Source organism: Pseudomonas sp. R45(2017) (assembly GCF_002112305.1).
Classification (GTDB): domain Bacteria; phylum Pseudomonadota; class Gammaproteobacteria; order Pseudomonadales; family Pseudomonadaceae; genus Aquipseudomonas; species Aquipseudomonas paraglycinae.
Map to the genome: position 1 here is coordinate 389,841 of NZ_NEHH01000001.1, position 23,784 is coordinate 413,624.

Genomic DNA, 23,784 nt, shown 5'->3' on the forward strand with positions numbered 1-23,784 from the left:
TTTCCTTAGTGGTCGTGATTGCAATCCGGGCCGTGCACGTGACCGTCATCGTCGCCGAGGTCAGCCGGTTCCATCTCCAGTTGCAGACTTACCAGATTAGTCGCCAATGGGCGCAACAGCAGGTTGGCGTACTCTTCGTCGCCCTCTTCGACGTCCACGCCGATCAACAGTTGGCCGCGGCCGTCCTGCTGGATCCACAGCTCTTTGCCTTGCCACATGACCGCGACGCGGGTGCAGGAAGTTTCCAGTTGCTTGCCGTCGGTGTCTTCAAGGATCAGCCGCAGGGAATCGCTCATGTCTTTTTTACGCTCTGTTGGGGAGACAAGCCGCGCGCCACGTTCAGGCGGCGCGCCGGCCATCAATTGATCTGGAATGGATAAACCGCGCCCAGTTTAAGGATTTGCGTCAGTTCATCCAGTGCCGTCCGGCATTCAAGCAGCAACTGCGGATCCGCCAGGTCACTTTCGGTCAGGCGGTCGCGGTAGTGCTTTTCAACCCATTCGGTCAACGAACCGTACAACGGGGCGGTCATGATAACCCCTGGGTTGACGGCCGCCAGCTCGGTTTCGTTGAGCGCGACACGCAGACGCAGGCACGCCGGGCCACCGCCGTTCTGCATGCTTTGCTTGAGGTCGAAGACTTTTACTTCACGGATCAGGCCGCCGGAGCTGGTCAGGCTTTGCAGGTAATTCCACACGCGCTCGTTGCCACGGCACTCTTCCGGCACGATCAGCAGCATCGAACCGTCAGGACGCGACAGCAGCTGGCTGTTGAAAAGGTAGGAACGCACGGCGTCGTCGACGGTGACCGCCGAACGCGGCACGCAGACCGACTGGAAGTTGCCGCCGACCTTGGCCAGTTTGGCTTGCAGCTCAGCCAGCATCTGATCGGTGTCGAGGAACGCGTCCTCGTGATAGAACAGCACCTCGCCGTTGCCCACCGCGATCACGTCGTTGTGGAACACGCCCTGATCGATCACCGCAGGATTCTGTTGCGCGTAGACCACGCCGTCGTCACGCAGGCCGTGCAAACGAGCGACCGCTTGCGACGCTTCGAGGGTCTGACGCGCCGGGTATTTCTGCGGCGCCGGGTAGCGGGTGTCGAACGCACTGCGACCGAACACGAAGAACTCGACACCGGCCTCGCCGTACTCACGGCAGAATCGCGTGTGGTTGGCCGCGCCTTCGTCACCGAACTGCGCCACCGCCGGCAATGCGGCGTGGTGCGCGAAGTGCTGCTGATTGGCGAACATCGCGCCCAGCACACGACTGGTGGTCGGGTGCTCGATACTGCGGTGGTATTTGCAGTTCAGGTTGGCGGCGGTGAAGTGCACGCGACCGTCAGCGGTGTCGGCACTCGGGCTGACCGTGGCGGCGTTGGCCACCCACATGCTCGACGCGGAGCAACTGGCGACCAGCAGCGGCATCGCTTCTTTGGCGGCACGCTCGATCACCTGAGCGTCGGTGCCGCTGAAACCCAGACGGCGCAAGGCAGCCACATCCGGACGCTCTTGCGGTGCGAGAACGCCCTGCTGAAAGCCCATTTCCATCAGCGCTTTCATTTTCGCCAGGCCTTGCAGCGCCGCTTCCTTCGGGTTCGAAGACTGCTGGCTGTTGCTCTGGGACGCAACGTTGCCGTAGGACAGACCACCGTAGTTATGGGTCGGCCCCACTAGACCGTCAAAATTGACTTCATAGGATTTCATCAGCGAGGCTCCACGAGAATCTGTTGTTATAGGCTTCAGTAACTATTCTTTGAGACCGCGGCGCGGCCATCGCCAGCAGGCTGGCGATTAGCATCACGCCATCTTCACGCCAGGCGTCAGGGCCGCCGGCAACACCAGACTTGGAGTTTCCAGCGAGGCCACCGGGTACGCGCAGTAATCCGCCGCGTAGTAGGCACTGGCGCGGTGGTTGCCCGAGGCGCCGACACCGCCGAACGGTGCGCTGCTCGCAGCACCGGTCAGCTGCTTGTTCCAGTTGACGATCCCGGCACGGCTTTCCAGCCAGAACTGCTGGTAGCGCTCTTCGGAATCCGACAGCAGACCTGCGGCCAGACCAAATGCTGTGTCGTTGGCTTCGGCAATCGCCGCCGCGAAATCGGCGTAGCGGATCACTTGCAGCAACGGGCCGAACAGTTCTTCGTCGGAGCGATCGGCAACCGCCGTCACATCCACGATGCCTGGGGTCAGCAGCGCCGACTGGGCCTGCGGCTGCGTCATCGCCAGCAACGACACCGCGCCATTGGCCAGCAGATGCGCCTGGGCATCCATCAACGCTTTCGCCGCACCAAGGGAAACCACCGAGCCCATGAACGGTGCCGGCTGCTGATCGAACGCGCCGACCTCTATGGTCGAGCTGACTTCCACCAGACGCTTGAGCAGGCTGTCGCCCCACGCGCCTTCCGGCACCAGCAGACGACGGGCGCAGGTGCAACGCTGACCGGCAGAAATGAACGCCGACTGAATGATCGTGTACACCGCGGCGTCGAGGTCGGCGACCTGATCGACCACCAGCGGGTTGTTACCACCCATTTCCAGCGCGAGGATCTTGTCCGGGCGACCGGCGAACTGCTGGTGCAGGTGATTGCCAGTACGGCTTGAACCGGTGAAGAACAGACCGTCGATGCCCGGGTTCGCCGCCAGAGCGATCCCGGTTTCGCGGGCGCCTTGCAGCAGGTTCAGCACGCCGGCCGGAAGACCGGCTTCGATCCAGCACTTGACCGTCAGCTCGGCGACTTTCGGGGTCAGCTCGCTTGGCTTGAACAGCACGCTGTTACCGGCCAGCAGCGCCGGCACGATGTGGCCGTTCGGCAAATGACCTGGGAAGTTGTAAGGGCCGAACACCGCGACCACGCCGTGGGGCTTGTGGCGCAACACGGCGGTGGCGTCGCCCAGCGGGCCGCTCTTCTCGCCGGTACGTTCGCGGTAGCTCTGCACCGAGATCGCAATCTTGTTGACCATGCTGGTGACTTCGGTCGCGGCTTCCCACAGCGGTTTGCCGGTTTCCTCACCGATGGTGCGGGCCAGCTCGTCAGCGTGGTTTTTCAGCGCAGCGGCGAACGCTTCGAGCACGCTGATGCGATCTTCCAGGGTACGACGGGCCCAGCCCGGGAACGCCTGACGCGCAGCCTGCACGGCCGACTCGACCTGAGCGGCAGTGGCGCCCTCCCCCGACCACAGCACTTGCTGGGTCACCGGGTTCAGCGATTGAAAGGCCTCGCCCTGACCGGCCAGCCACTCACCTGCGATGTATAGCGAATTCATTATTTCGACTCCCGGGCAGCAGACAACGCCACGGCGCGAACCTGATCGCCAGCGTTGAGTTGAAGACGTTTGGCGGTCAGCGGATCGACCACCAGCGTGCCGGCGGCCAGACGGGCCGGCGCCGCCGTGATGCGGCAGTCTTCGCGTTTGCGGTTATGGATGATGAACGGCGTGGCGTCGTCGCCCGGCGTGCCGATGGCCAGCACCAGCGCTTCGCTGTCACGCACCGCGCGGATCTTGCTGGTCTCGCACTCGATGGCCGGGCCGGCATCGAAGATGTCGACGTAACCCTGATAACTGAAACCTTCGCTCTTGAGCATCGCCAGCGCCGGCTCGGTGTCCGGGTGCACCTGGCCGATGACGTTGCGCGCGTCCGGCGACAGGAAGCAGGTGTACAGCGGGAATTTCGGCATCAGTTCGGCAATGAACGCCTTGTTGCCGACACCGGTCAGGTAATCGGCCTGGCTGAATTCCATCTTGAAGAAGTGACGCCCCAGGCTTTCCCAGAACGGCGAACGGCCAGCGTCATCCGACACACCGCGCATCTCGGCGATGATCTTGTTGCCGAACAGTTGCGGGAATTCGGCGATGAACAGCATCCGCGCCTTGGACAGCATGCGACCGTTGAGGCCGGTGCGGTAATCGGCGTGCAGGAACAGCGAGCACAGCTCGGAGTTGCCGGTCAGGTCGTTGGCCAGGAACAGCGTCGGGATCTCGCGATAGATGTTCAGTTCCTGCGAGGCGCTGACGGTCAGGCCGACACGGAAGTTGTACCAAGGCTCGCGCAGACCGACGGCGCCGGCGATGGCGGAAATCCCCACCACGCGACCGTTGTCGTCTTCGAGCACGAACAGGTAGTCCGCGTCGCCACGGCCGGCTTCACCGCGAAAGGTCTTCTCGGCCCAGCCGACCCGGTGGGTCAGGCGCTCTTCGTTGGCCGGCAAGGTGGTCAGGCCAGTGCCGGTGCTGCGGGCCAGGTCGATCAGAGCGGACAAATCGCTGCTGCGTACGGGACGAACAATCATGCTATCTCCTCAAACGGGCCGCCGTGGCCACCCGTGAAACTCGCTAAGGCGTTAAACCGCCACCAGGCGCACGCTGGCACCTTCACCGACGCCCAGGGCTTCGGCCGCTTCCAGATCCAGAGTCACCGGTTTGCCCGGCGCGTAATCCAGTTCAAGCAATACCGCGCGGTAATCCTGCAACTGGGCGTTGGCCACCAGATACTGGCGACCGGCACCTTTGACCGGCTCGCCGAGTTTCACCGGCACCACGCGGCTCTGGGCGATCGAACGGATCCCCGAAACACGCGCATGCAGGGTCGGGCCACCGTCGAAGATGTCGATGTAGTGATCGGTCTCGAAGCCTTCGCGCATCAGGATGTCGAAGGTGATCTGCGCACGCGGGTGTACCTGGCCCATCGCTTCCTGAGCGGAGTCCGGCAGCAGCGGCACGTAGATCGGGTAATGCGGCATCAGCTCGGCGAGGAACGTCCGGCTTTTCAGGCCACACAGACGCTCGGCCTCGGCGTAGTTCAGGTCGAAGAAGTTGCGACCGATGGCGTCCCAGAATGGCGAGTCGCCGTTCTCGTCGCTGTAACCGACGATCTCGGTCACCACCGAATCGGCGAACCGCTCAGGATGGCTGGCGACGAACAGCAGACGACCACGGGAGTTGAGCTCAGACCACGGGGAACCCACCAGCTCGCGCTGCACGTAGAAACTGGTCAGCAAGCTGTTGCCGGTCAGGTCGTGGCACTGCGAAAGCACGTGGATCTTGTTGTGGATCTTCAGCTCGCGGGAAGCGTGCACGAAGGTCTCGTTGCGAAAGCTGTAGAACGGCTCGGAATAACCGGCCGAAGCAACGATTGCCGAGCAGCCCACCAGTTTGCCGGTGGCGGTGTCTTCGAGGACGAAGAAGTAACTCTCTTCGCCGTTGAAGCTCACTTCGGCGGCAAACGAGGCTTCGCTCGCAGCGATCTTGTCGCTCAGGCGTTCAACGTCATCCGGCAAGGAAGTGACACCAATCGGGCTGTCCGCAGCCAGACGCTGTACCTCGCCCAGATCAGCCATTTGCGCGGGGCGCATCACCAGCATGGTGTCACTCCTTTCTCTACTTCAGGTCGGCGAAAGCGCCGACTCGGGAAAAAAATGCCGGGCAGGCCCGGCACAGGAAAATGGTCCCGGCGCCTGTCGATCACGACAGACGCCGGGCGGTCTTGCATGAATCAGGCTTGGGTCAGTTTCGCTGCAGCACGTTCGAAGCGATCCAGACCGGCGTCGATGTCCGCGTCTTCAACCACCAGGCTCGGGGCGAAACGGATCACGTCCGGGCCGGCCTGCAGAATCATCAGGCCTTCTTGTTCAGCGGCGTTGAAGATGTCCTTGGCCTTGCCTTTCCAGGCATCGCTCAGCACGCAACCGATCAGCAGACCGAGACCGCGCACCTGGGTGAACAGGCCGTACTTCTCGCCGATCTGTTGCAGGCGGGTCTTGAACTTGTCGTGCTTGGCGTTGACGCCGTTCAGCACCTCAGGGGTGTTGATCACGTCGATCACCGCTTCAGCCACGGCGCACGCCAGCGGGTTGCCGCCGTATGTGGTGCCGTGCGTGCCGACGACCAGATGCTTGGCCAGCGCTTCGGTGGTCAGCATCGCGGCGATCGGGAAACCGCCGCCCAGGCTCTTGGCGCTGGTCAGGATGTCCGGGGTCACGCCGTAATGCTGGTAGGCGAACAGGTTGCCGGTACGGCCCATGCCAGTCTGCACTTCGTCGAACACCAGCAGCGCGTTGTTCGCGTCGCACAGTTCACGGGCACCTTGCAGGTAAGCCAGCTCGGCCGGCAGCACGCCGCCCTCGCCCTGGATCGGCTCCAGAACGACCGCGCAGGTCTTGTCCGAAACAGCGGCTTTCAGCGCCGCCAGATCGTTGTACGGCACGTGAGTGATGCCGGTGATTTTCGGGCCGAAACCGTCGGAGTACTTCGACTGGCCACCGACGTTCACGGTGAACAGGGTGCGGCCGTGGAAGCTGTTGAGCGCGGCGATGATTTCGTACTTCTCGGTGCCGAAACGGTCGAACGCGACGCGACGGGCCAGCTTGAAGGCGGCCTCGTTGGCTTCGGCGCCGGAGTTGCAGAAGAACACGCGCTCGGCAAAGGTGGCGTCGATCAGCTTGTGCGCCAGACGCAGCGCAGGCTCGTTGGTGAACACGTTGGACACGTGCCACAGCTTGTTCGCTTGCTCGGTCAAGGCACCGATCAGCGCCGGGTGCGCATGGCCCAATACGTTGACGGCGATGCCGCCGGCGAAGTCGATCAGCTCGCGGCCGGCCTGATCCCAGACGCGGGAACCGGCGCCACGCACCGGGATGAAAGCGGCAGGCGCGTAGTTGGGAACCATAACCTGGTCGAAATCGGCGCGTTGTACCGCAGCGTGCTCAACGGACATCGGAGTCTCCTGATGAGGGCCACCCGCCTGAAACTGGCGAGCGATGGGGGGATTGTAAGGACAGTTTTGTGCCCGGCCTTGTCGCCAAGCGACAACTTCTTATAGCGCAAACCCCGGTTTTTCCCGGGTTTACGGCAATGCGACATATAGCGTCGCAAAGGCGCAGTTTAAACTGCCGCCAGCCATTTCAGCAGGCCTGCGAGCATATCAATTGCGGCGGGATGGCCTGTCATACATATGTACCACCTGACACAAGATGCATTTTGCTCTGCTTGAGCTCTTTTTCGACGCTCAAGGACGCCAACGATGCCATCCACCACCGGGCAATCGCCCGCCAGTTCGCCCACGCCCGGTGCGACCGCACAAAGCCCCGCTTCCCACTATGAACCGCTGGTGAACGCGATCCCCGAATGGCTGGGCAAGGCGTCGCCCGCCCGGCGCGCCGCCTTGAAGAACAGCCATCGCGCGCTCCCCGAACCGATCAAGTCAGCACCCGTTGATCAACATCAAGCGCTCAGAAACGCCATAACGCAGCACATGACCGCGCAGAACGCCGTCGATCAAATGCTCGAACGGGTACAGAACGCCAGCACCTTCGCCGAGCCCATCCTGACCGAGGCGCTGAAAACGCGTTTCGACCTCGAGCTGAACGTCAAGGAAACCTTTCTGCAGTTGTACATCCCGGTGAAGGCCGCAGGCATTACCACCGGCACCCGGACGTGGACGGTGTCGCTGCTGGACGCGGCATTGCATAACTTCGAGGCGGGCGAAACAGAACCCGGGGCCTACGCCAGCGGCTCCTCGTTCATCACCCGCCCGACCGGGACCGGACAATTCGAGACACTGGCGCCACTTAATGCAGAACCCGGCATTCCAGCCTTCAGCCGACTGTGCCGGGAACTGGATATCGGTGCTCGCTACAAAACCTACCTGGAGGAAAGTCTCGCGCTCGCCAACCCGGTGGCAGCTTCGGTGCTGCGGCACAAGGTCAATACCGCGCAGAAAACCGCACTGCGCGCCGCACTGAAGCTGGCGCGGATGAATGGCGACATCGGAGAAGCGAATCTGCATTCGATTGAAAGTCTGCTGGACGGGACATCCGTGGTTTTGATGAACGGTCAGCCCATGCTGTGCCACGATTTGACGATGATGTCGGTCGCACTGACCGGAATCCTGGTGTTTGCACCTGACCTTGAAAGCGCGAAAACCGCCGTTGCAGTGGTGGCTTACATACCAGACGACCCCGATCATCCGATCAAGGAATACCTCTCCACGGGCGACCTCGCACACGAACTGATCCGACAGCTGCGCGATACGGAGTACCAGCGATTCTTCAGCCGCTTCGTCACACACGAACAACGTGGACAATTTTTCGGCCAGCTCAAGCAACGTCTGAGCAAAGTGAAATGGCATCCGCCACAGACCGGCAGTCAAATGCCGTCGTGGCGCGACACCCTTATCGAAAGGCCCGACCTGCAATTCTTGGCCACCCCCATCGCCGGTGAACTCTGGGAACATCTTTATCAGCGCAAGCTCAACAAGATCCTCAACGATGCCGCAGTGATCGCTGTTCCCACTGCCATGGTTGATCGCAATGCACGCTGGAGGCGCTGGGATTCGTTTGTCAGTGTCGCAACGTCGATCCTGGAAATCGCCGCGTTCGTCGTTCTGCCGTTCGTGCCGTTTCTGGGTGAAATGATGATGGCGTACATCACCTATCAGCTGCTCGACGAGCTTTTCACGTTCTATGTCGATTTGGCCGAAGACCAATCCACTGAAGCCTGTGCGCACTACTTCGCTGCACTGGAATCACTGATTCAGCTGGGTGCTTTCGGGATTGGCACCAGTGTCGCCATGGCCGAACTGCCCAAGGTACTGCCGCCCGAAGTGGTGGCATTCATGGATCGGTTTCAACCCGTGAAACTGCGCAACGGCAAAACCCTGTACTGGAAGCCGGATCTGAGCAGCTACGCCCGTGACACCCTGCCAGCGGCAGGCTCCCTGCCCGACGCCCAGGGTCTGCACTGGCATCAGGGCAAAAAACTGCTACCGCTGGATCAGACGCACTACGCGGTCAACGATCACGAGATACCGGGTCAACTGCGCATCGAACACCCCTCACGCACCGACACCTACGAACCTGTCGTGCGGCATAACGGCGAAGGGGCTTTTCACACCGAGCTGGAAAATCCGCTGCGATGGGACACCGCCACGGCGTTGCAGCGAATCGGCCACAGCGTGGAGTCATTTACCCCGGCGCAGCGCGAACGCATTCTGAAAATCAGCGGCTACACCGAAGACGGTTTGCGCAAAATGCACATGAATCAGGAGCGTGTTCCGCCACTGCTGGCCGACACCATTGAGCGTTTCAGGATCGATCGGGACTTGCAGGCGTTCATCGAGCAGATCACCAGCGACGAGCCAACGGTTTATCGCGAGGCAGATCCGCTGATCCAGCTGCAATTGCTGAACGAACAAGGCTTGTGGCCGAAAACCAGAAGGCTGCGCCTGATCGATGCCGAGGGAGCGACGCTCTGGCAATCCTCCGATGATGTGCAGCTCCCGCTAACGGACGTTCACGTTAATCGTCTGATCGACGACGACCTGCTCAAGACATTGCTGCGGGCTCTCGATGAAACCGAAATCAACACCCTTTTCAATGAAGAATTCGGGCAAAAAATCGCCCTGGATGCACGCGTCCGTCAACTTCGCAGCCGACTCGCGCAGATTGCCAGGCAACAGCGCCCTGCCCTGTTCGAACAACGCTATGAGTCAAGCCAGCATCGCGCTACACCGCTGGTGAAACAGGTGGCGCGACACGTACCGAACCTGCCTGTCAGGATCACCGAAGAACTCATTCACACTGCCACCGGCACCGAGCTGATGCAGCTGAGTGAAGACGTGCTTCCAGAGCGTCAGCAACAGCTCTCTGAAACCGCATTGCACGAGCTACGCATCACCCGGGCTTATGAAGGACTGGAAATCGATTCGGTGCATAACCAGGATTCCGAGACTTTGGCGCTGCACAGCCTGCCGCTGCTGCCGGGCTGGTCAGACACCGTCAGCCTTGAAGTGCGTGACCAATCGTTCGCAGGAAAGCGGCTCGACACCACCGGTCCCATGGGCGCCCCTATCGAAAAAATCCTGGTACGCCGAGCCGATGGCACGTGGCAGCCGTTTGATCAGGCCGGACTGGAATTGCACGGCCCGACGGATTTCTACACCAGCGTGCTGCAAGCCCTGCCCGACGACCGACGTCAGGCGTTGAATCTGCAAATCGGCGAAGGACAAAAGCTCCGCCAGCTCATTCGCGACAATCCTCTGCCACGCGACAGTCTGCGACTCACACTGGCGGTCGAATCCTCTCCCGCCACCGACGTCGACACTTTGCGCCTGCTGGGCACTGACGGTTACTCACGCAATCTGTCACCCGATGGTTCTCCGCCGACCCTGGACATGCGGGTGCGCGATGTTTTTCCCGGGATCACTCAAGAAGGCCTGCAGGCCATGGTGCAACGCCTGCAAAACCATCTGGAGAATCCGATCGCCGAGCTGTCACGACTGCGCCTTGAATACGCCCGCCTGGAAAACGACCTTGATCTATGGCGCCTGAGAGACGTACGGATCGATCCCGCCACCGGACAGGAACTGTCTATCGCCCGACGAGCTGCAGCCGCTCGTGATCGACAGCTTTTCGCCCGAACCCTGCTCAGCTGCTGGCGCCGCGAGACTCCGGAACGCTTTGGCTATCGCATGCGTTTTATCGAACCCTTGCTGGGCGATCTGCCGGTGCTGGCGGCAGACTTCAGCCATGTCAACAGCCTGGAACTGAGCGGCAGCGGAGCATCGGCAGGCATCGAAACATTTATTGAACGCTTCCCTCGTTTATCCCGACTCGACCTGCAGAACTTCGACTTGCACACCCTGCCGCAGAACCTCTCGACCCTGCCCGCCCTGCGCCGGTTAAGGCTGCGCAAGTGTGGAATAATCCTGACCCCGGAAAACCAGACGCTGCTCACTTCACTCAATGAACTGGTTGAACTGGATCTCAAGGACAACCCACTCGGCAGCAGCTTCGATTTAACCTTCCTGCCATCGCTGACCTACCTCAACCTGTCCCGCACCGGGATTGCCGAAGTCCCGCCCGGCTTGATCGATCACCCGCAGATCAGGAGCGCCTGGCTGACCGATAACCGGATCACCACACTGCCTGAAGCGTTGTTCGAACTCTCGCCTGCTGCGGCTGCCGGATACGACTTTTCCGGTAATCCACTCACTGCCGCCGCACGCGAGCGGGTAAAAACCTGTTTCACCCGCACCGGCGTCAATTTTGGCGTACGCGCCGAACAGGCCGATATCAACCGCACCACGGCCCTGTTTCCAGATATCGACGAGGGCCAGGCCAGCGGCCTGATTTATCGCCTGCCCGGCTCACTGGTTCAGGGCCGCTTGCAACTGACGGCGTGGGAAACCGAGCTGGCCACGCTGAGTGCCGATCTGAATCTTTGGGCCCGAGACATTCCCGACCGCGACCCGATCAGCGGCGCGATGCTGGAAGCCAACGAACGCTTCACCGAACAGGATGCACGCGAGACGTTTGCCGGCAATCTGCTGCGCCTGTGGCGTCACCGCTCGAAAATCCATCCGCACGCCAGGGCCGATGTTTTTACGGCCGAGGCCAAATTCATTGGTGACCTTCCGATACTGAGCGCGGACTTCAATCACATCACTGCGCTGACCATCAACGGGAATAAAGGCTTGCGCGGTGACGCGGCGTTTCTGCGAAGTTTCTCCCGGCTCAAACGGCTGTTCTTTCGCAACGGCCAACTGGATCAACTGAGCGAGACGCTCAAAAACCTGTCGACGCTGGAAGTCCTGGTGCTGGATAGCTGTGGCGTGAGCCTTACAGCCGAATCACTGACAGCGCTGGCCGCAATGCCCAGACTCGAATCACTGGAGTTACCGGGCAATCCGCTGAATCTGGTGCCCGATCTGCAAACCCTGAACTCGCTGACCTACCTCGACCTTTCACGCACGGGCCTGCTGGAAGTCCCGCCTGGCCTGATCGACCATCCGACGCTCAAGACGGCGATCCTCAGTGAAAACCAGATCACCGAATTACCCGAGAGCCTGTTTGAATTATCGGCTCAGGCCGGTGACGGCTACGACCTCTCGAACAATCCACTGAGCGCCAGCACTCGCGAGCGGATCAAACAATACAACCGCGAGACCGGGCAGGATTTCGCCGTACTCGCCGACCTTGCAGATATAGAAACCACCCAGCAGCTGTTTCCCGACCTCGACGCGCAAGACGCCAGCGATGTGTTCTACAGCTTGCCGGGCTCGATTGAACATGGCCGAAGCCAGCTGCGCCACTGGCAGGCAGAAATCCGCCAACTGAATGCCGACCTTGCACGGTGGGCAGCGGCAGGGCCGAGTATTCATCCGGACACGGGGCAGGTGCTCAATCCCCGGCAGGTGTTCGTGATGCAGACCAACAGAAAGCTGTTTGCCCAACGAATCGAAGAACTGTGGCGCTTCCGGTTTGCCGAAAAAGCCACGCAAAGGGGCAATGTGCTGATCGCAGAGCTGCCGTTCATTGGCGATTTGCCCGTGCTGTCGGCTGACTTCAGCCACATCGCCGAGCTGACCCTTGACGGCAATCCGGCCCTGAGCGGCATCGATGCTTTTCTTTGGCCTTTCACCGGCCTGCGTCATCTGGAACTGCACGAGTTCAAACTGGAGCAATTGCCCGAAGCTTGCGAACGCATGCCGTTGCTGGAGCGCCTGGTGCTGGAGTACTGCGAGCTGACCCTGACGCCGCCGACTCAGGCCCGCCTGTCGTCCATGAGCCGTCTACAGTTCCTCAATCTGAGCCACAACCCGCTGGGCGCTGCACCAGAGTTGAAGACCTTGCCGGCGCTGACTCACGTGCGCCTGATCGACACCGGGATCTCTCATCTGCCGGAAGGCCTGGTCGAGCACCCGACGCTGATCATGGCCAACTTCGAACACAACCGGATCAGCGAGCTTCCCGACAGCCTGCTCGATCGCCCTGCGCTTTCACCCAACCAATTCATGCTTGGCGAAAACCCGTTTTCACCCGCCACTCGCGAGCGGATCAAGACCCGCTACCAGCACACCCGGCAAGACTTTGGAGTACCGATGCCGACGGCGGACATCGACCGCGTGCGCCTTTTGTTTCCGACCCTCGACGCCGAACAAGCCAATCGAATGTTGTATTTGTTGCCGGGAACCGTCGCTCAGGGTCGACTTCAAATCGCTCAGTGGGAAACGCAATGGCAGCAACTCGATACACCCCTCAACCGTTGGGTCAGTGAGGTTCCCGAGCAACATCCGTCAACCGGTACGCCACTCACAGATGAGGACAAAATCGTTGAACGCACCGGCCGCGATCAATATCGCCGTGACCTGCAAGCGTTCTGGCGCGCACGCTCGACCGCACAACCGGAGATGCGATCAGACAGGCTGATCCTCAATCTCTCTTTCATCGGCGAGCTGCCCTCACTGAGCGCTGACTTCAGCCATGTCACTACATTGTCGATCACCGGCAACGCCCAATTGCGCGCCGGCGATGGCTTCTTCGACGCCTTTTCAGGGCTGAAAACACTGGAGCTGCGCGATCTTGGATTGCAGCAAATACCGGATTCGTTCCGGCGTATGCCAGCCCTGGAAAATCTGATACTGAGCAATTGCGCGGTGACGCTGGATGTCGAGGGCCGTTCCACCCTTGCTTCGCTGACACGATTGAAAAAACTCGACTTGTACAACAACCCTCTGGGACTGGCGCCAGACATCCGCTCCTTGCCAGCGCTGGATTTTCTCGATCTGGCCGGCACCGCGATCAGCGAAATTCCCGACGGAATGATCAACCATCCGCAACTTGAAATCGTCATCCTCAACAACAACCGGCTCAACGAAATTCCTGACGAAGTTTTCAACCTGCCGGCGGAAATCGGTAACGGTTACGACTTTGGCAACAACCCTCTGAGCCCGGCGTCGCGAGAGCGCATCAAGGATTACTTCCGGCGCACCGGGGGTGATCTGGGCGTGCTTGCCGAAGAGGCAGATCGGGCTCGGGTGCAAACGCTTTATCCGGCGCTGGACGATGATCAGGCCAGCACCTTCCTCTATCGCCTGAGCGGCACGTTGGCCGATGGCCGTCAGGAAGTAGCAAGAAGGGAAATGGCGCTGAGCGATCTCACCCGCAGCCTCGCTCATTGGAGCAGCGACGTCCCTGTGAGTGCGCCTGACGGCCAACCGCTGCCCGTAACCGAGCGACTACGTCAGGAACAACTGCGTACGCAGTTCGCCGAAGCACTGCTGACCTGCTGGCGCCAGATCCCGATGGAGGACTCGAGTCTCGACAGTTTCGGGTTCAGCCACACTGTGAGTTTCATCGGCGAGTTGCCGACACTCGGCGCCCCATTGCCCTACGTGCCGGACCTGTTCCTGGTGGGTGAAAGCCACTCATCAAGGCTCGGACGCTTCCTTGAAGCTTTTCCCGGCCTGGACAGCCTGGCCATTCGCGAATGCGATCTCGGCGATATTCCCGAGGATATTTTCACCATGAATCAGTTGACCGCCCTGAGCCTGCCGGACTGCAAAATCAGGCTGACACCCGAATCGGCAGCAGCACTGGCGAGCATGGACAAACTCGAGGTACTCAACCTGCGCGACAACCCGCTGGGGCTGACGCCGGACGTCAGCAACCTGTATGGCCTGACCGACCTCGACCTGAGCGATACCGGAATTACCGAAATACCGCGAGGCGTACTGGAAAACCTGCACTGGAACGAGATTGATCTGTCCGGCAATGCGATCACAGACGTGCCGGAAGAAATCATGGATGTGCCCGCGGCAGTCGGCGACCGCTACGACTTGCGCGATAACCCGTTGTCGACCGAGAGCAAAGCAAGAATCCGGGCCTACTATCAGGAGACTGGCAACAACCTGAACGTCGCCGGCATCGACGATGCACCGCGCCCGGCTGAAATGAGGCCTGATCTGGAAATCGAGGACTGACCGATACAGCGCCATGGCAGCCAATGCCATGGCGTAATTGGTGAGGGATCAACCGCGCTCTGGCGGCACCGACGACAGTTCGAACGGACTGCTGCTGCGCCGCTGGTTGCGGTCTTCCCGCGGCGTGGCGCCGAAGAAGTTGCGATAGGCGCTGGAGAAATGCGGTCCCGAGGAAAAACCGCACGACAGGCCGATCTGGATGATCGACTTGCTGGTTTGCATCAACATCTGCCGGGCCTTGTTCAGGCGCAGCTCGAGGTAGTACTGGCTCGGCACGCGGTTGAGGTATTGCTTGAAGATCCGCTCCAGCTGGCGACGGGACACGCACACATGCTGGGCGATTTCGTCGGTGGTCAGCGGCTCTTCGATGTTGGCTTCCATCAGCAGCACCGCCTGAGTGAGCTTCGGATGGCTGGAGCCGAGGCGGTTCTGCAATGGAATGCGCTGACGCTCGCCGCCTTCGCGGATGCGCTCGACCACCAGTTCTTCAGAGACCGCACCGGCCAGTTCCGCACCATGATCGCGGGCCAGCACCGCCAGCAACAGATCGAGCACCGACATGCCGCCGCACGCCGTCAGGCGATCACGATCCCAGTCGAACAGATGACTGGTGGCGATGACTTTCGGGAAGCGTTCGGCGAAATCGTCCTGCCAGCGCCAGTGCACCGCCGCGCGATAACCGTCGAGCAGACCGAGTTGCGCCAGCGGGTACACACCGGCCGACAGACCGCCAATCACACAACCGGCACGCACCAGTTGTTTGAGCGCGCTGCTGAGCGCCGGCGCCAACGTGGTCGGTGGCTCATCGGCAAGCAGGAACAGTTTCTGGAAGTTTTCGAGTTTGCCGGCCCAGGGTTCGCCGGGCAGTTGCCATTCACCCTCGGCCGGTGCTTCAGCCTGCAGGAAGGACAACTCGTAAACCACGTCCGGATGCACACGCTGGGCAACACGCAAGGCCTCCTCTGCCAGCGCCAAAGTCAGAGCTTTAGTGCTGGGCCAAATCAGGAAACCAATTCGATGGGCAGTCATGGCGGGCGATCCGAAACGTAAACAGAGGGAAAAACCGAAATCGGCTGCAACCAAATTAGACCATCTGGCGCGCTGCGCAGCATGACCTAATCTGGTGCATAACGGGAGCGATTACTTGAGGCTGCCCGAGAGGAATTGTTGCAAACGTTCCGACTGCGGATTGACCAGCACTTCACGCGGGTTGCCGCTTTCTTCGACGACGCCTTTGTGCAGGAACACCAACTGGTTCGACACTTCACGGGCGAAGCCCATTTCGTGGGTCACCACCACCATGGTCCGGCCTTCCTGAGCGAGGGCCTGCATGACTTTCAGCACGTCGCCGACCAGTTCCGGGTCGAGGGCGGAAGTCGGTTCGTCGAACAGCATCACTTCCGGTTCCATCGCCAGCGCACGGGCGATTGCCACGCGCTGCTGCTCGCCACCGGACATGTGCCCCGGGAACGCATCCTTGCGATGAGCCACGCCGACCTTGTTCAGGTAGTGTTCGGCTTTCTCGCGGGCTTCGGCCTTGGACACGCCCAGCACGTGAACCGGCGCTTCCATGATGTTTTCCAGCGCGGTCATGTGGGACCACAGGTTGAAGTGCTGGAACACCATCGACAGGCGCGAACGCATGCGTTGCAGCTGTTTCGGATCAGCGGCTTTCAGCGCGCCGTCCTTGTTCGCTACCAGCTTCAACTCTTCGTTGTTGAGCAGGATCTTGCCCGCGTGCGGCTGCTCGAGCAGGTTGATGCAGCGCAGGAAAGTACTTTTGCCGGAGCCACTGGAGCCGATGATGCTGATCACATCGCCGGCGGCCGCTTTCAGGGAAACGCCCTTGAGCACTTCGTGACTGCCATAGCGTTTATGCAGGTCTTGGACTTCAAGTTTGTACATGCGGTCGGTTCTCACAAAAACAGTCAGTCGTTGAGCAAAGGGCCGTCGCGCAGCGCATCGCGCCCCGCCACTTTGGCCAGCCAGAAACCGGGTTGGGCGTAACGCAGCCGCTCAATGGCAAACAGCACCCCGGACGTACCAGCACACACCGTGCTGACCCGATCCGACAGCGGATCGATCACTTCGAAAATCTTGTCACCGGCTTCAACCCACTCGCCGGGCTTGCGCAGAAAACTCACCACGCCAGGATGCGGCGGCAGGAGCAATTCAGTGCCCTCGAACGGCATGCCTTCGCACGGTTCGTGTGCCGCGCTCGGCCACTCGCCACGGATCAGGCCCTGCTCGGCGAGGAACGCCAGAATGCCTGCTGCCCAGGCTTCGGCCTGCGCCGGCGTGGTGTCAGCCTGACCGCCGAGCTCAACGGTGGTCGCCAGGCACGCCAGTGGAATCTGCGCGTCCGGGAACAGCCGCGACAGACGCAGCCACGGCAGCGAACAGGCTTCATCGAACGAGCTGCCGCCGGAATCTTCCGCCAGCAGGCCGACCTTCACGTCCAGGTGCGCGGCGAGCGAACGCCACTGCGGCCAGTGCTGCGGCAAGGCGTACATGTGCAGCGCGGCTTCGCAGTCGCAATGCAAGTCCAGCACCACATCGGCGGTGGCGGCGTGTTGCAGCAGGATGCGCTGCATGCCTTGCAACTGGCTACTCGCCTCAGGCAATTCGGCCAGATGATCGGCCATCGCCTGACGGATCAAACGGATGTTGGCGCGCGGATCATCACCGAGTTGTCCTTCCAGCCTGGCGGCCACGGGGGCGCTGAGCTCGACGAAATCACGGTTGAAATTCTTGCCGCTGCCGGCCTCGAAACGGCCCTGATGGTTGCCTTGCAGCAACTGGCCGAGGCCCAGCGGATTGGCCACCGGCACCAGTTCGATGACGCCGTTGAGCAGGCCCTTGGCTTCGAGCTCGCCGAGGCGTTTTTTCAGTTCCCAGGCGGTGCGCATGCCGGGCAGTTCGTCAGCGTGGAGGCTGGCCTGGATGTAGGCCTTGCGCTCGCCGCTCCCGAAGCGAAATACCGAAATCCGGCGCTCGCTGCCCAGGTGGCTCCACGGCAGAACGTGGTCGATGCGTTCCATATCAGTGCTTCCTCGGGGCCAGATAGCTCAGCCAGCGACGCTCGGCCAGCTTGAACAGGCGCACCAGAATGAAGGTCAGGCACAGGTAGAACACGCCGGCGGTGATGTACGCCTCGAACGGCAGATAGAACTGCGCGTTGACGGTACGGGCCGCGCCGGTGATGTCGATCAGGGTCACGATGGACGCCAGACTGGTGGTCTGCAGCATCATGATCACTTCGTTGCTGTACTGCGGCAGCGCCCGGCGCAGGGCCGATGGCAGCAGGATGCGCTTGTACATCTTGACGCGCGACATACCCATGGCCTTGGCCGCTTCGATCTCGCCGTTCGGCGTGGCCTTCAGGCTGCCGGCGATGATTTCAGCGGTGTAGGCGCTGGTGTTGATCGCGAACGCCAGGCACGCACAGAACGTTGCGCTGGACAGCCACGGCCACAAGAAGCTTTCACGCACCGCTTCGAACTGGGCCAGACCGTAGTAGATCAGGAACAGTTGAACCAGCATCGGCGTGCCGCGAATCACGTAGGTGTAGAGCCAGGCCGCACCGTTGACCACAGCGTTCTTGGACACACGCATCAGGCCCAGCGGCAGGGCCGCGAGCAGACCGAAGAACAGCGACAGCGCGAGCAACTTGAGGGTGGTGACCAGACCGCCGAGGTACAGCGGCAGGGCCTCCCAAATGACGTTGTAGTCGAAGATCATAGATCAGCCGCCCTTACGCCTACCGAGTAGCGCTTCTCAAGGTGACGCAGCGCCAGCAACGAGACACTGGTGATCACCAGGTACATCGCCGCCACTGCGAGGAAGAAGGTGAAAGGCTCGCGGGTGGCGTCGGCCGCCTGCTTGGCCTTGAACATCATGTCTTGCAGACCGACCACGGAAATCAGCGCGGTGGCCTTGGTCAACACCAGCCAGTTGTTGGTGAAGCCCGGAATCGCCAGACGAATCATCTGCGGCACCAGCACCCGGAAGAACACCTGGAAGCTGCTCATGCCGTACGCCATGCCGGCTTCGGCCTGACCTTTGGGGATCGCCATGAACGCGCCGCGGAAGGTTTCCGACAGGTATGCACCGAAGATGAAACCGAGGGTGCCGATACCGGCGGCCAGCGGGTTCAGGTCGATGTAGTCGTCATAGCCGAGCATCGGTGCGACGCGGTTGAGCAGGTCCTGACCGCCGTAGAAGATCAGCAGGATCAGCACCAGGTCGGGAATCCCGCGAATCACCGTGGAATACAGATCGCCCAGCCACGCCAGCCAGCGCACCGGCGACAGGCGCAACGCGACGCCGATCAGCCCGAGAACGATGGCCAGGGCCATGGACGACAAGGCGAGCTGAAGCGTCAGCCAAGCGCCATCGAGGATGACAGCCCCGTAGCCTTTCAACATGATTCAGGTCCTCGAAAGTTGGGATGAAAAAATGGCGCAAACCGCAGAGATCCTGTTGCTTGCGCCATTTCGGACGGGTCGAGCGACGTCTTTACTTGCCGTAAATGTCGAAGTCGAAGTACTTGTCCTGGATTGCCTTGTACTTGCCGTTCTCGCGGATGGCCGCGATGGCGGTGTTGATCTTGTCTTTCAGAGCGTCGCCCTTGCGTACCGCGATGCCTACGCCGTCGCCGAAGTATTTGACGTCGGTGAACGCCGGGCCGACGAACGCGAAGCCTTTGCCGGCGTCGGTTTTCAGGAAGCCGTCATTCAACAGCGTAGCGTCCGCCACGGTGCCGTCGAGGCGGCCGGCGGCCACGTCGAGGTAGATTTCGTTCTGCGAGCCGTATGGCTTGATCTCGGCACCCAGCGGGGCCAGGACTTCGCGGGCGAAGCGCTCGTGGATCGAACCACGTTGTACGCCGATGTTCTTGCCTTTTAGCTCAGCCAGACCTTCGCTGACCTGAGTGCCTTCCTTCATCACGAGGCGGGCCGGGGTGTTGTAGTACTTGTTGGTGAAGTCCACGGACTTCTTGCGGTCGTCAGTGATGGACATGGACGACAGGATCGCGTCGATCTTGCGCACTTTCAGTGCCGGGATCAGACCGTCGAACTCTTGCTCGACCCACTGGCACTTGACCTTCATTTCTTCGCACAGCGCGTTGCCGATGTCGTAGTCGAAACCGACGATGCTGCCGTCCGGCGCTTTGGAGGCGAATGGAGGGTAAGCCGCTTCGATACCGATTTTCAGAGGCTTTTCATCGGCGAATGTCGGCAGGGACAGCACGGACAGTGCCAGGGCGCCAAGCAGCACAAGTTTCTTCATCTTGGGACTCCATCGGTAAAGGGCAAAAACGGCAGAGTGAGCGACAGCCCAATATGCGAATGGGTGTAACGAAATCGGTTGCTGCGTGCGTGGGACATTTCCAGTCAAAACCGCGAAGGCTTCAACGCAAGCCACGACGAGCGAGTGATCGGCATTCTAACGACAGGCCCGAAGCCGATATTTCTTCAATGCGACAACTAATTACAGATGCACCGAGAAACCCGCTTGAGCACATTGACAGCCCTGCAATTTCATGCAAGAGCGAAAGACAGTGAACCGATCTATACTGCAAATTGCGGGCCTATTATTCGCAAACCCTTCTAATCCGGCAAGCGCGGGGTTATGTCTTATTTTTCACCGGGTGTTTTAAGGCTCTAAAACGGGGCGATGCGTTTCCGGATGCCCCGTTGCGGAGCGGGCGGTTACACATTCAGTTACTTGAAGGCGGACGGGTAACAGTGGGAATGGGCTGACGGAGCAATTCGATAATTATTGGAAAACAAAAAGCCCCGCCCGGCGCAATGCCGGACGGGGCTTTTCAGCCTTCAGACCCGCCGCTTAGGCGACGTTCATGGTCTTGTGCGTATCGATCAGATGCTGCACCACACCCGGATCGGCCAGGGTGGAGATGTCGCCCAGGCCTTCGTATTCGGCCGTGGCGATCTTGCGCAGGATGCGGCGCATGATCTTGCCCGAACGGGTCTTCGGCAGCCCCGGCGCCCACTGGATCACGTCCGGCGAAGCGATCGGCCCGATCTCCTTGCGCACCCAGTTCTTCAGTTCCAGGCGCAGTTGCTCGCTCGGCTCTTCGCCGTTTTTCAGGGTGACGTAGACATAAATGCCCTGCCCCTTGATGTCGTGCGGCACACCGACCACCGCCGCTTCGGCGACTTTCGGGTGAGCGACCATCGCGCTTTCGATCTCGGCAGTGCCCATGCGGTGGCCGGACACGTTGAGCACGTCATCCACGCGACCGGTGATCCAGTAGTAACCATCGGCATCGCGACGGGCGCCGTCACCGGTGAAGTACATGCCACGGAAGGTCTTGAAGTAGGTGTCGACGAAACGGTCATGGTCGCCGTACAGGGTGCGCGCCTGACCCGGCCACGAATCGAGAATGACCAGATTGCCTTCGGCCTCGCCCTCGATGATGTTGCCGAGGTTGTCCACCAGCGCCGGCACCACACCGAAGAACGGACGCGCCGCCGAACCTGGTTTGAGCGCATGGGCGCCCGGCAGCGGGCTCATCATGTTGCCGCCGGTTTCGGTCTGCCACCAGGTATCGACGATCGGGCAACGGGACTTGCCGACGTTCTTGTAGTACCAGTCCCAGGCTTCCGGGTTGATCGGCTCGCCCACCGAACCGAGCAGACGCAGACTGCTGCCGTCCGCGCCTTCAACAGCGGCGGTGCCGGAGGCCATCATCGCGCGGATCGCGGTCGGCGCGGTGTAGAGGATGTTGACCTTGTGCTTGTCGACGATCTTCGCCACCCGGGTGATGTCCGGATAGTTCGGCACGCCTTCGAACAGCAGCGTGGTCGCGCCGTTGGCCAGCGGGCCGTAGACGATGTAGGAGTGACCGGTGACCCAGCCGACATCGGCGGTGCACCAATAGATTTCGCCCGGACGGTAGTCGAACACGCGCTCGTGGGTCATGGCCGCGTACAACAGATAACCGCCGGTGGTGTGCTGCACGCCCTTCGGCTTGCCGGTGGAGCCGGAGGTATAAAGGATGAACAGCGCTTCTTCGGCGCCCATCTCTTTCGGCGCGCAGACGGTGCCCGCCACTTTCATCAGGTCTTCGTACCAGATGTCGCGATGCTGGTTCCACTTGATGTCGCCGCCAGTGCGCTTGCACACGATGACTTTCTGGATGCTGCTGGTTTCAGGGTTGGTCAGGGCGTCGTCGACGTTGGCCTTGAGGGAAATCTTCTTGCCGGCACGGATGCCTTCGTCAGCGGTGATCACCACTTTCGAGCGGCAGTCGATGATGCGACCGGCCAGGGCTTCCGGCGAGAAGCCGCCGAACACCACCGAGTGAATCGCGCCGATCCGGGTACAGGCCAGCATGGCGACCACGGCTTCGGGGATCATCGGCATATAAATGGTCACCACGTCGCCGCGGTGTACGTCCTGGCCACGCAGGGCGTTGGCGAGTTTGCACACTTGTTCGTGCAGTTCGCGGTAGGTGATGTTGCGGCTTTCGGAAGGATCATCGCCTTCCCAGATAATGGCGACCTGATCGCCGCGCTCGGCCAGATGACGGTCGAGGCAGTTGTAGGAAACGTTCAGGGTGCCATCGGCAAACCACTTGATGTCGACATGGTGATCGTCGAACGAAGTCTGTTTCACCGTGGTGAAAGGCTTGATCCAGTCGAGGCGCTTGGCTTGTTCGCGCCAGAAACCGTCAGGGTTGACGACCGACTGTTGGTACATGGCCTTGTAGGTCGCCTCGTCGGTCAGCGTACTGGCCAGAACCTCGGGACGAACGGGATACAGGGAAGCCGCACTCATCTTTCCTACCTCGGTGTAATAGTTGTTTTTGTATGACCCTGTTGTAGCCGGGGCGCCCGTATAGAACCATTCGACGATGGTAGTAACAAGCCCCTACAAAACATCCAGAAATGCCCGAACCACCTCCGAAGCAAACCCCGCAACCCTTGTGGGAGCTGGCCTGCCAGCGATTCAGACGCCTCGTTTTCCCGGGAAAGCCGCAGCGCTGGTAACACCATCTCCAAGGATTGTTACCAAATCTGCCAAAGGTGTTTATCAAAACCGGGTCTGTTTACCCCTGCCCCGCCTCCCTAAAATTCACCTCGCCGACAAGGCAAAGCGATTAACAAGGTTACAGCCCCCACGAAGGCCGTTAATCCAGTTCTGAAGTAACAAAGCAAAACGATGAAGTTCCACACGCAACCCCAAAAAGGTTGCGTGCCCCCACTCGACCTCAAGAAGGTAAATGTCAAATGAAAGCTTTATTGGTTCTGGCCCTCAGCAGTCTGTGCGCAACCGCCATGGCAGACGAGGTTCCGACTGATGTCGCACAGCAACAACCGGTTATCGAGGAATACACTTACTCCACTCACCTGGACATCGCCAAAGTTGTTTCCATGAGCGAAGTTCCGAATGTCTGCGAAGTTGTTCCGGCGAAAATGGAGTACGACGACTCCAAGGGTCAGCGTCACATCCTGCGTTACAGCATCATGGGTAACGGCTGCACCAATTGATGCGTTGAGACTGCACCGAATCGGATCACTCAGCGCAACATCGAGAGTCGATTCCAGCCCGGCTTCGGTCGGGCTCAGTTGTGTTTGAAGCGGCGCAAAAGGGTTGCAAAACACAAGATATAGTGAAAAACGCGGTTTTTTGCTCGTTTTTTGAGCAATCAATCACACGCCAAAAAATTAATGAAAAAATTTTCTCCGGGGCCAATCCCGGCGAAAGCCCTGTAAACCCTCGCTCCGATCGAAATCACCCGCGCGCTCGACCGCCCTGCGCTGTTTCGCCCTCCCCCACGCCCGTGTTTTTTTCCCTATAATGCCGCCCTAATCGGGTCAGCAATATTCCCTTACAGGGATCAAAGCCATTCTGAAGCCCCGCAGCAGCGACAACGCTGACCTGCGCCCGTCAGAGGCTCTCGGAAACCCGTAAAAATTTTCTGTTTATTGCCTGCGTAGCACCGCTGCAAAAAACGACATCCAACGCGGCCTGTACGGCCGTGTGAAAAACCAAC

Annotated in this window: 15 protein-coding genes; 2 read left to right on the forward strand and 13 right to left on the reverse strand. The window is 60.5% G+C overall.

Features of this window, described 5'->3' with window-relative positions; all coding sequences use genetic code 11:
• Window positions 1-5: 5 nt before the first annotated feature.
• The 6 genes from CAF74_RS01895 to CAF74_RS01920 form a co-directional block, all read right to left on the reverse strand.
• Entirely contained in the window at window positions 6-296 is a 291-nt protein-coding gene (locus tag CAF74_RS01895) for a hypothetical protein (protein WP_064598799.1), read from the reverse strand.
• A gap of 62 nt (window positions 297-358) precedes the next feature.
• Window positions 359-1,705, reverse strand: coding sequence for an N-succinylarginine dihydrolase (gene astB / locus CAF74_RS01900; protein WP_085745129.1), 1,347 nt, complete (start codon window positions 1,703-1,705; stop codon window positions 359-361).
• Between the two features lie 93 nt (window positions 1,706-1,798).
• Window positions 1,799-3,268, reverse strand: coding sequence for a succinylglutamate-semialdehyde dehydrogenase (gene astD, locus CAF74_RS01905; protein ID WP_164872184.1), 1,470 nt, complete (start codon window positions 3,266-3,268; stop codon window positions 1,799-1,801).
• A complete protein-coding gene (gene astA, locus CAF74_RS01910) occupies window positions 3,265-4,290 on the reverse strand; it encodes an arginine N-succinyltransferase (RefSeq protein WP_064598805.1) in 1,026 nt (341 codons plus the stop codon). Before astA ends, astD begins: the two co-directional genes overlap by 4 nt.
• 51 nt (window positions 4,291-4,341) lie before the next feature.
• Window positions 4,342-5,361 (reverse strand): arginine/ornithine succinyltransferase subunit alpha, encoded by a 1,020-nt coding sequence (gene aruF / locus CAF74_RS01915; protein ID WP_011335535.1) that lies wholly within the window; start codon window positions 5,359-5,361, stop codon window positions 4,342-4,344.
• Between the two features lie 131 nt (window positions 5,362-5,492).
• On the reverse strand, window positions 5,493-6,713 hold the full coding sequence (locus tag CAF74_RS01920) for an aspartate aminotransferase family protein (protein WP_085745131.1): 1,221 nt from the start codon (window positions 6,711-6,713) through the stop codon (window positions 5,493-5,495).
• A 306-nt stretch (window positions 6,714-7,019) separates the two neighbouring features.
• On the opposite strand from CAF74_RS01920, the gene CAF74_RS01925 reads away from it, so the two are divergent.
• On the forward strand, window positions 7,020-14,759 hold the full coding sequence (locus tag CAF74_RS01925) for a dermonecrotic toxin domain-containing protein (protein WP_085745132.1): 7,740 nt from the start codon (window positions 7,020-7,022) through the stop codon (window positions 14,757-14,759).
• 48 nt (window positions 14,760-14,807) lie between these two features.
• On the opposite strand, the gene argR is transcribed toward CAF74_RS01925, so the two are convergent.
• The 7 genes from argR to acs form a co-directional block, all read right to left on the reverse strand.
• On the reverse strand, window positions 14,808-15,788 hold the full coding sequence (gene argR / locus CAF74_RS01930; RefSeq protein WP_011335538.1) for a transcriptional regulator ArgR: 981 nt from the start codon (window positions 15,786-15,788) through the stop codon (window positions 14,808-14,810).
• Between the two features lie 111 nt (window positions 15,789-15,899).
• Window positions 15,900-16,664, reverse strand: coding sequence for an ABC transporter ATP-binding protein (locus CAF74_RS01935; protein ID WP_003227281.1), 765 nt, complete (start codon window positions 16,662-16,664; stop codon window positions 15,900-15,902).
• 23 nt (window positions 16,665-16,687) lie between these two features.
• Window positions 16,688-17,800 (reverse strand): succinylglutamate desuccinylase/aspartoacylase family protein, encoded by a 1,113-nt coding sequence (locus CAF74_RS01940; RefSeq protein ID WP_085745133.1) that lies wholly within the window; start codon window positions 17,798-17,800, stop codon window positions 16,688-16,690.
• Between the two features lies 1 nt (window position 17,801).
• On the reverse strand, window positions 17,802-18,500 hold the full coding sequence (locus CAF74_RS01945) for an ABC transporter permease (protein ID WP_085697085.1): 699 nt from the start codon (window positions 18,498-18,500) through the stop codon (window positions 17,802-17,804).
• Entirely contained in the window at window positions 18,497-19,186 is a 690-nt protein-coding gene (locus CAF74_RS01950; protein ID WP_007951063.1) for an ABC transporter permease, read from the reverse strand. The genes CAF74_RS01945 and CAF74_RS01950 overlap by 4 nt, the downstream gene beginning before the upstream one ends.
• 91 nt (window positions 19,187-19,277) lie before the next feature.
• Window positions 19,278-20,051, reverse strand: coding sequence for an ABC transporter substrate-binding protein (locus CAF74_RS01955; RefSeq protein ID WP_011335541.1), 774 nt, complete (start codon window positions 20,049-20,051; stop codon window positions 19,278-19,280).
• A 558-nt stretch (window positions 20,052-20,609) separates the two neighbouring features.
• Window positions 20,610-22,565, reverse strand: a complete 1,956-nt coding sequence (gene acs, locus CAF74_RS01960; RefSeq protein ID WP_085745134.1) for an acetate--CoA ligase — start codon at window positions 22,563-22,565, stop codon at window positions 20,610-20,612.
• A 452-nt stretch (window positions 22,566-23,017) separates the two neighbouring features.
• Here acs and CAF74_RS01965 point away from each other — a divergent pair, with 452 nt between their 5' ends.
• Complete coding sequence (locus CAF74_RS01965) at window positions 23,018-23,278, forward strand: DUF2790 domain-containing protein (protein WP_007912695.1); 261 nt, start codon at window positions 23,018-23,020, stop codon at window positions 23,276-23,278.
• Window positions 23,279-23,784: the final 506 nt, after the last annotated feature.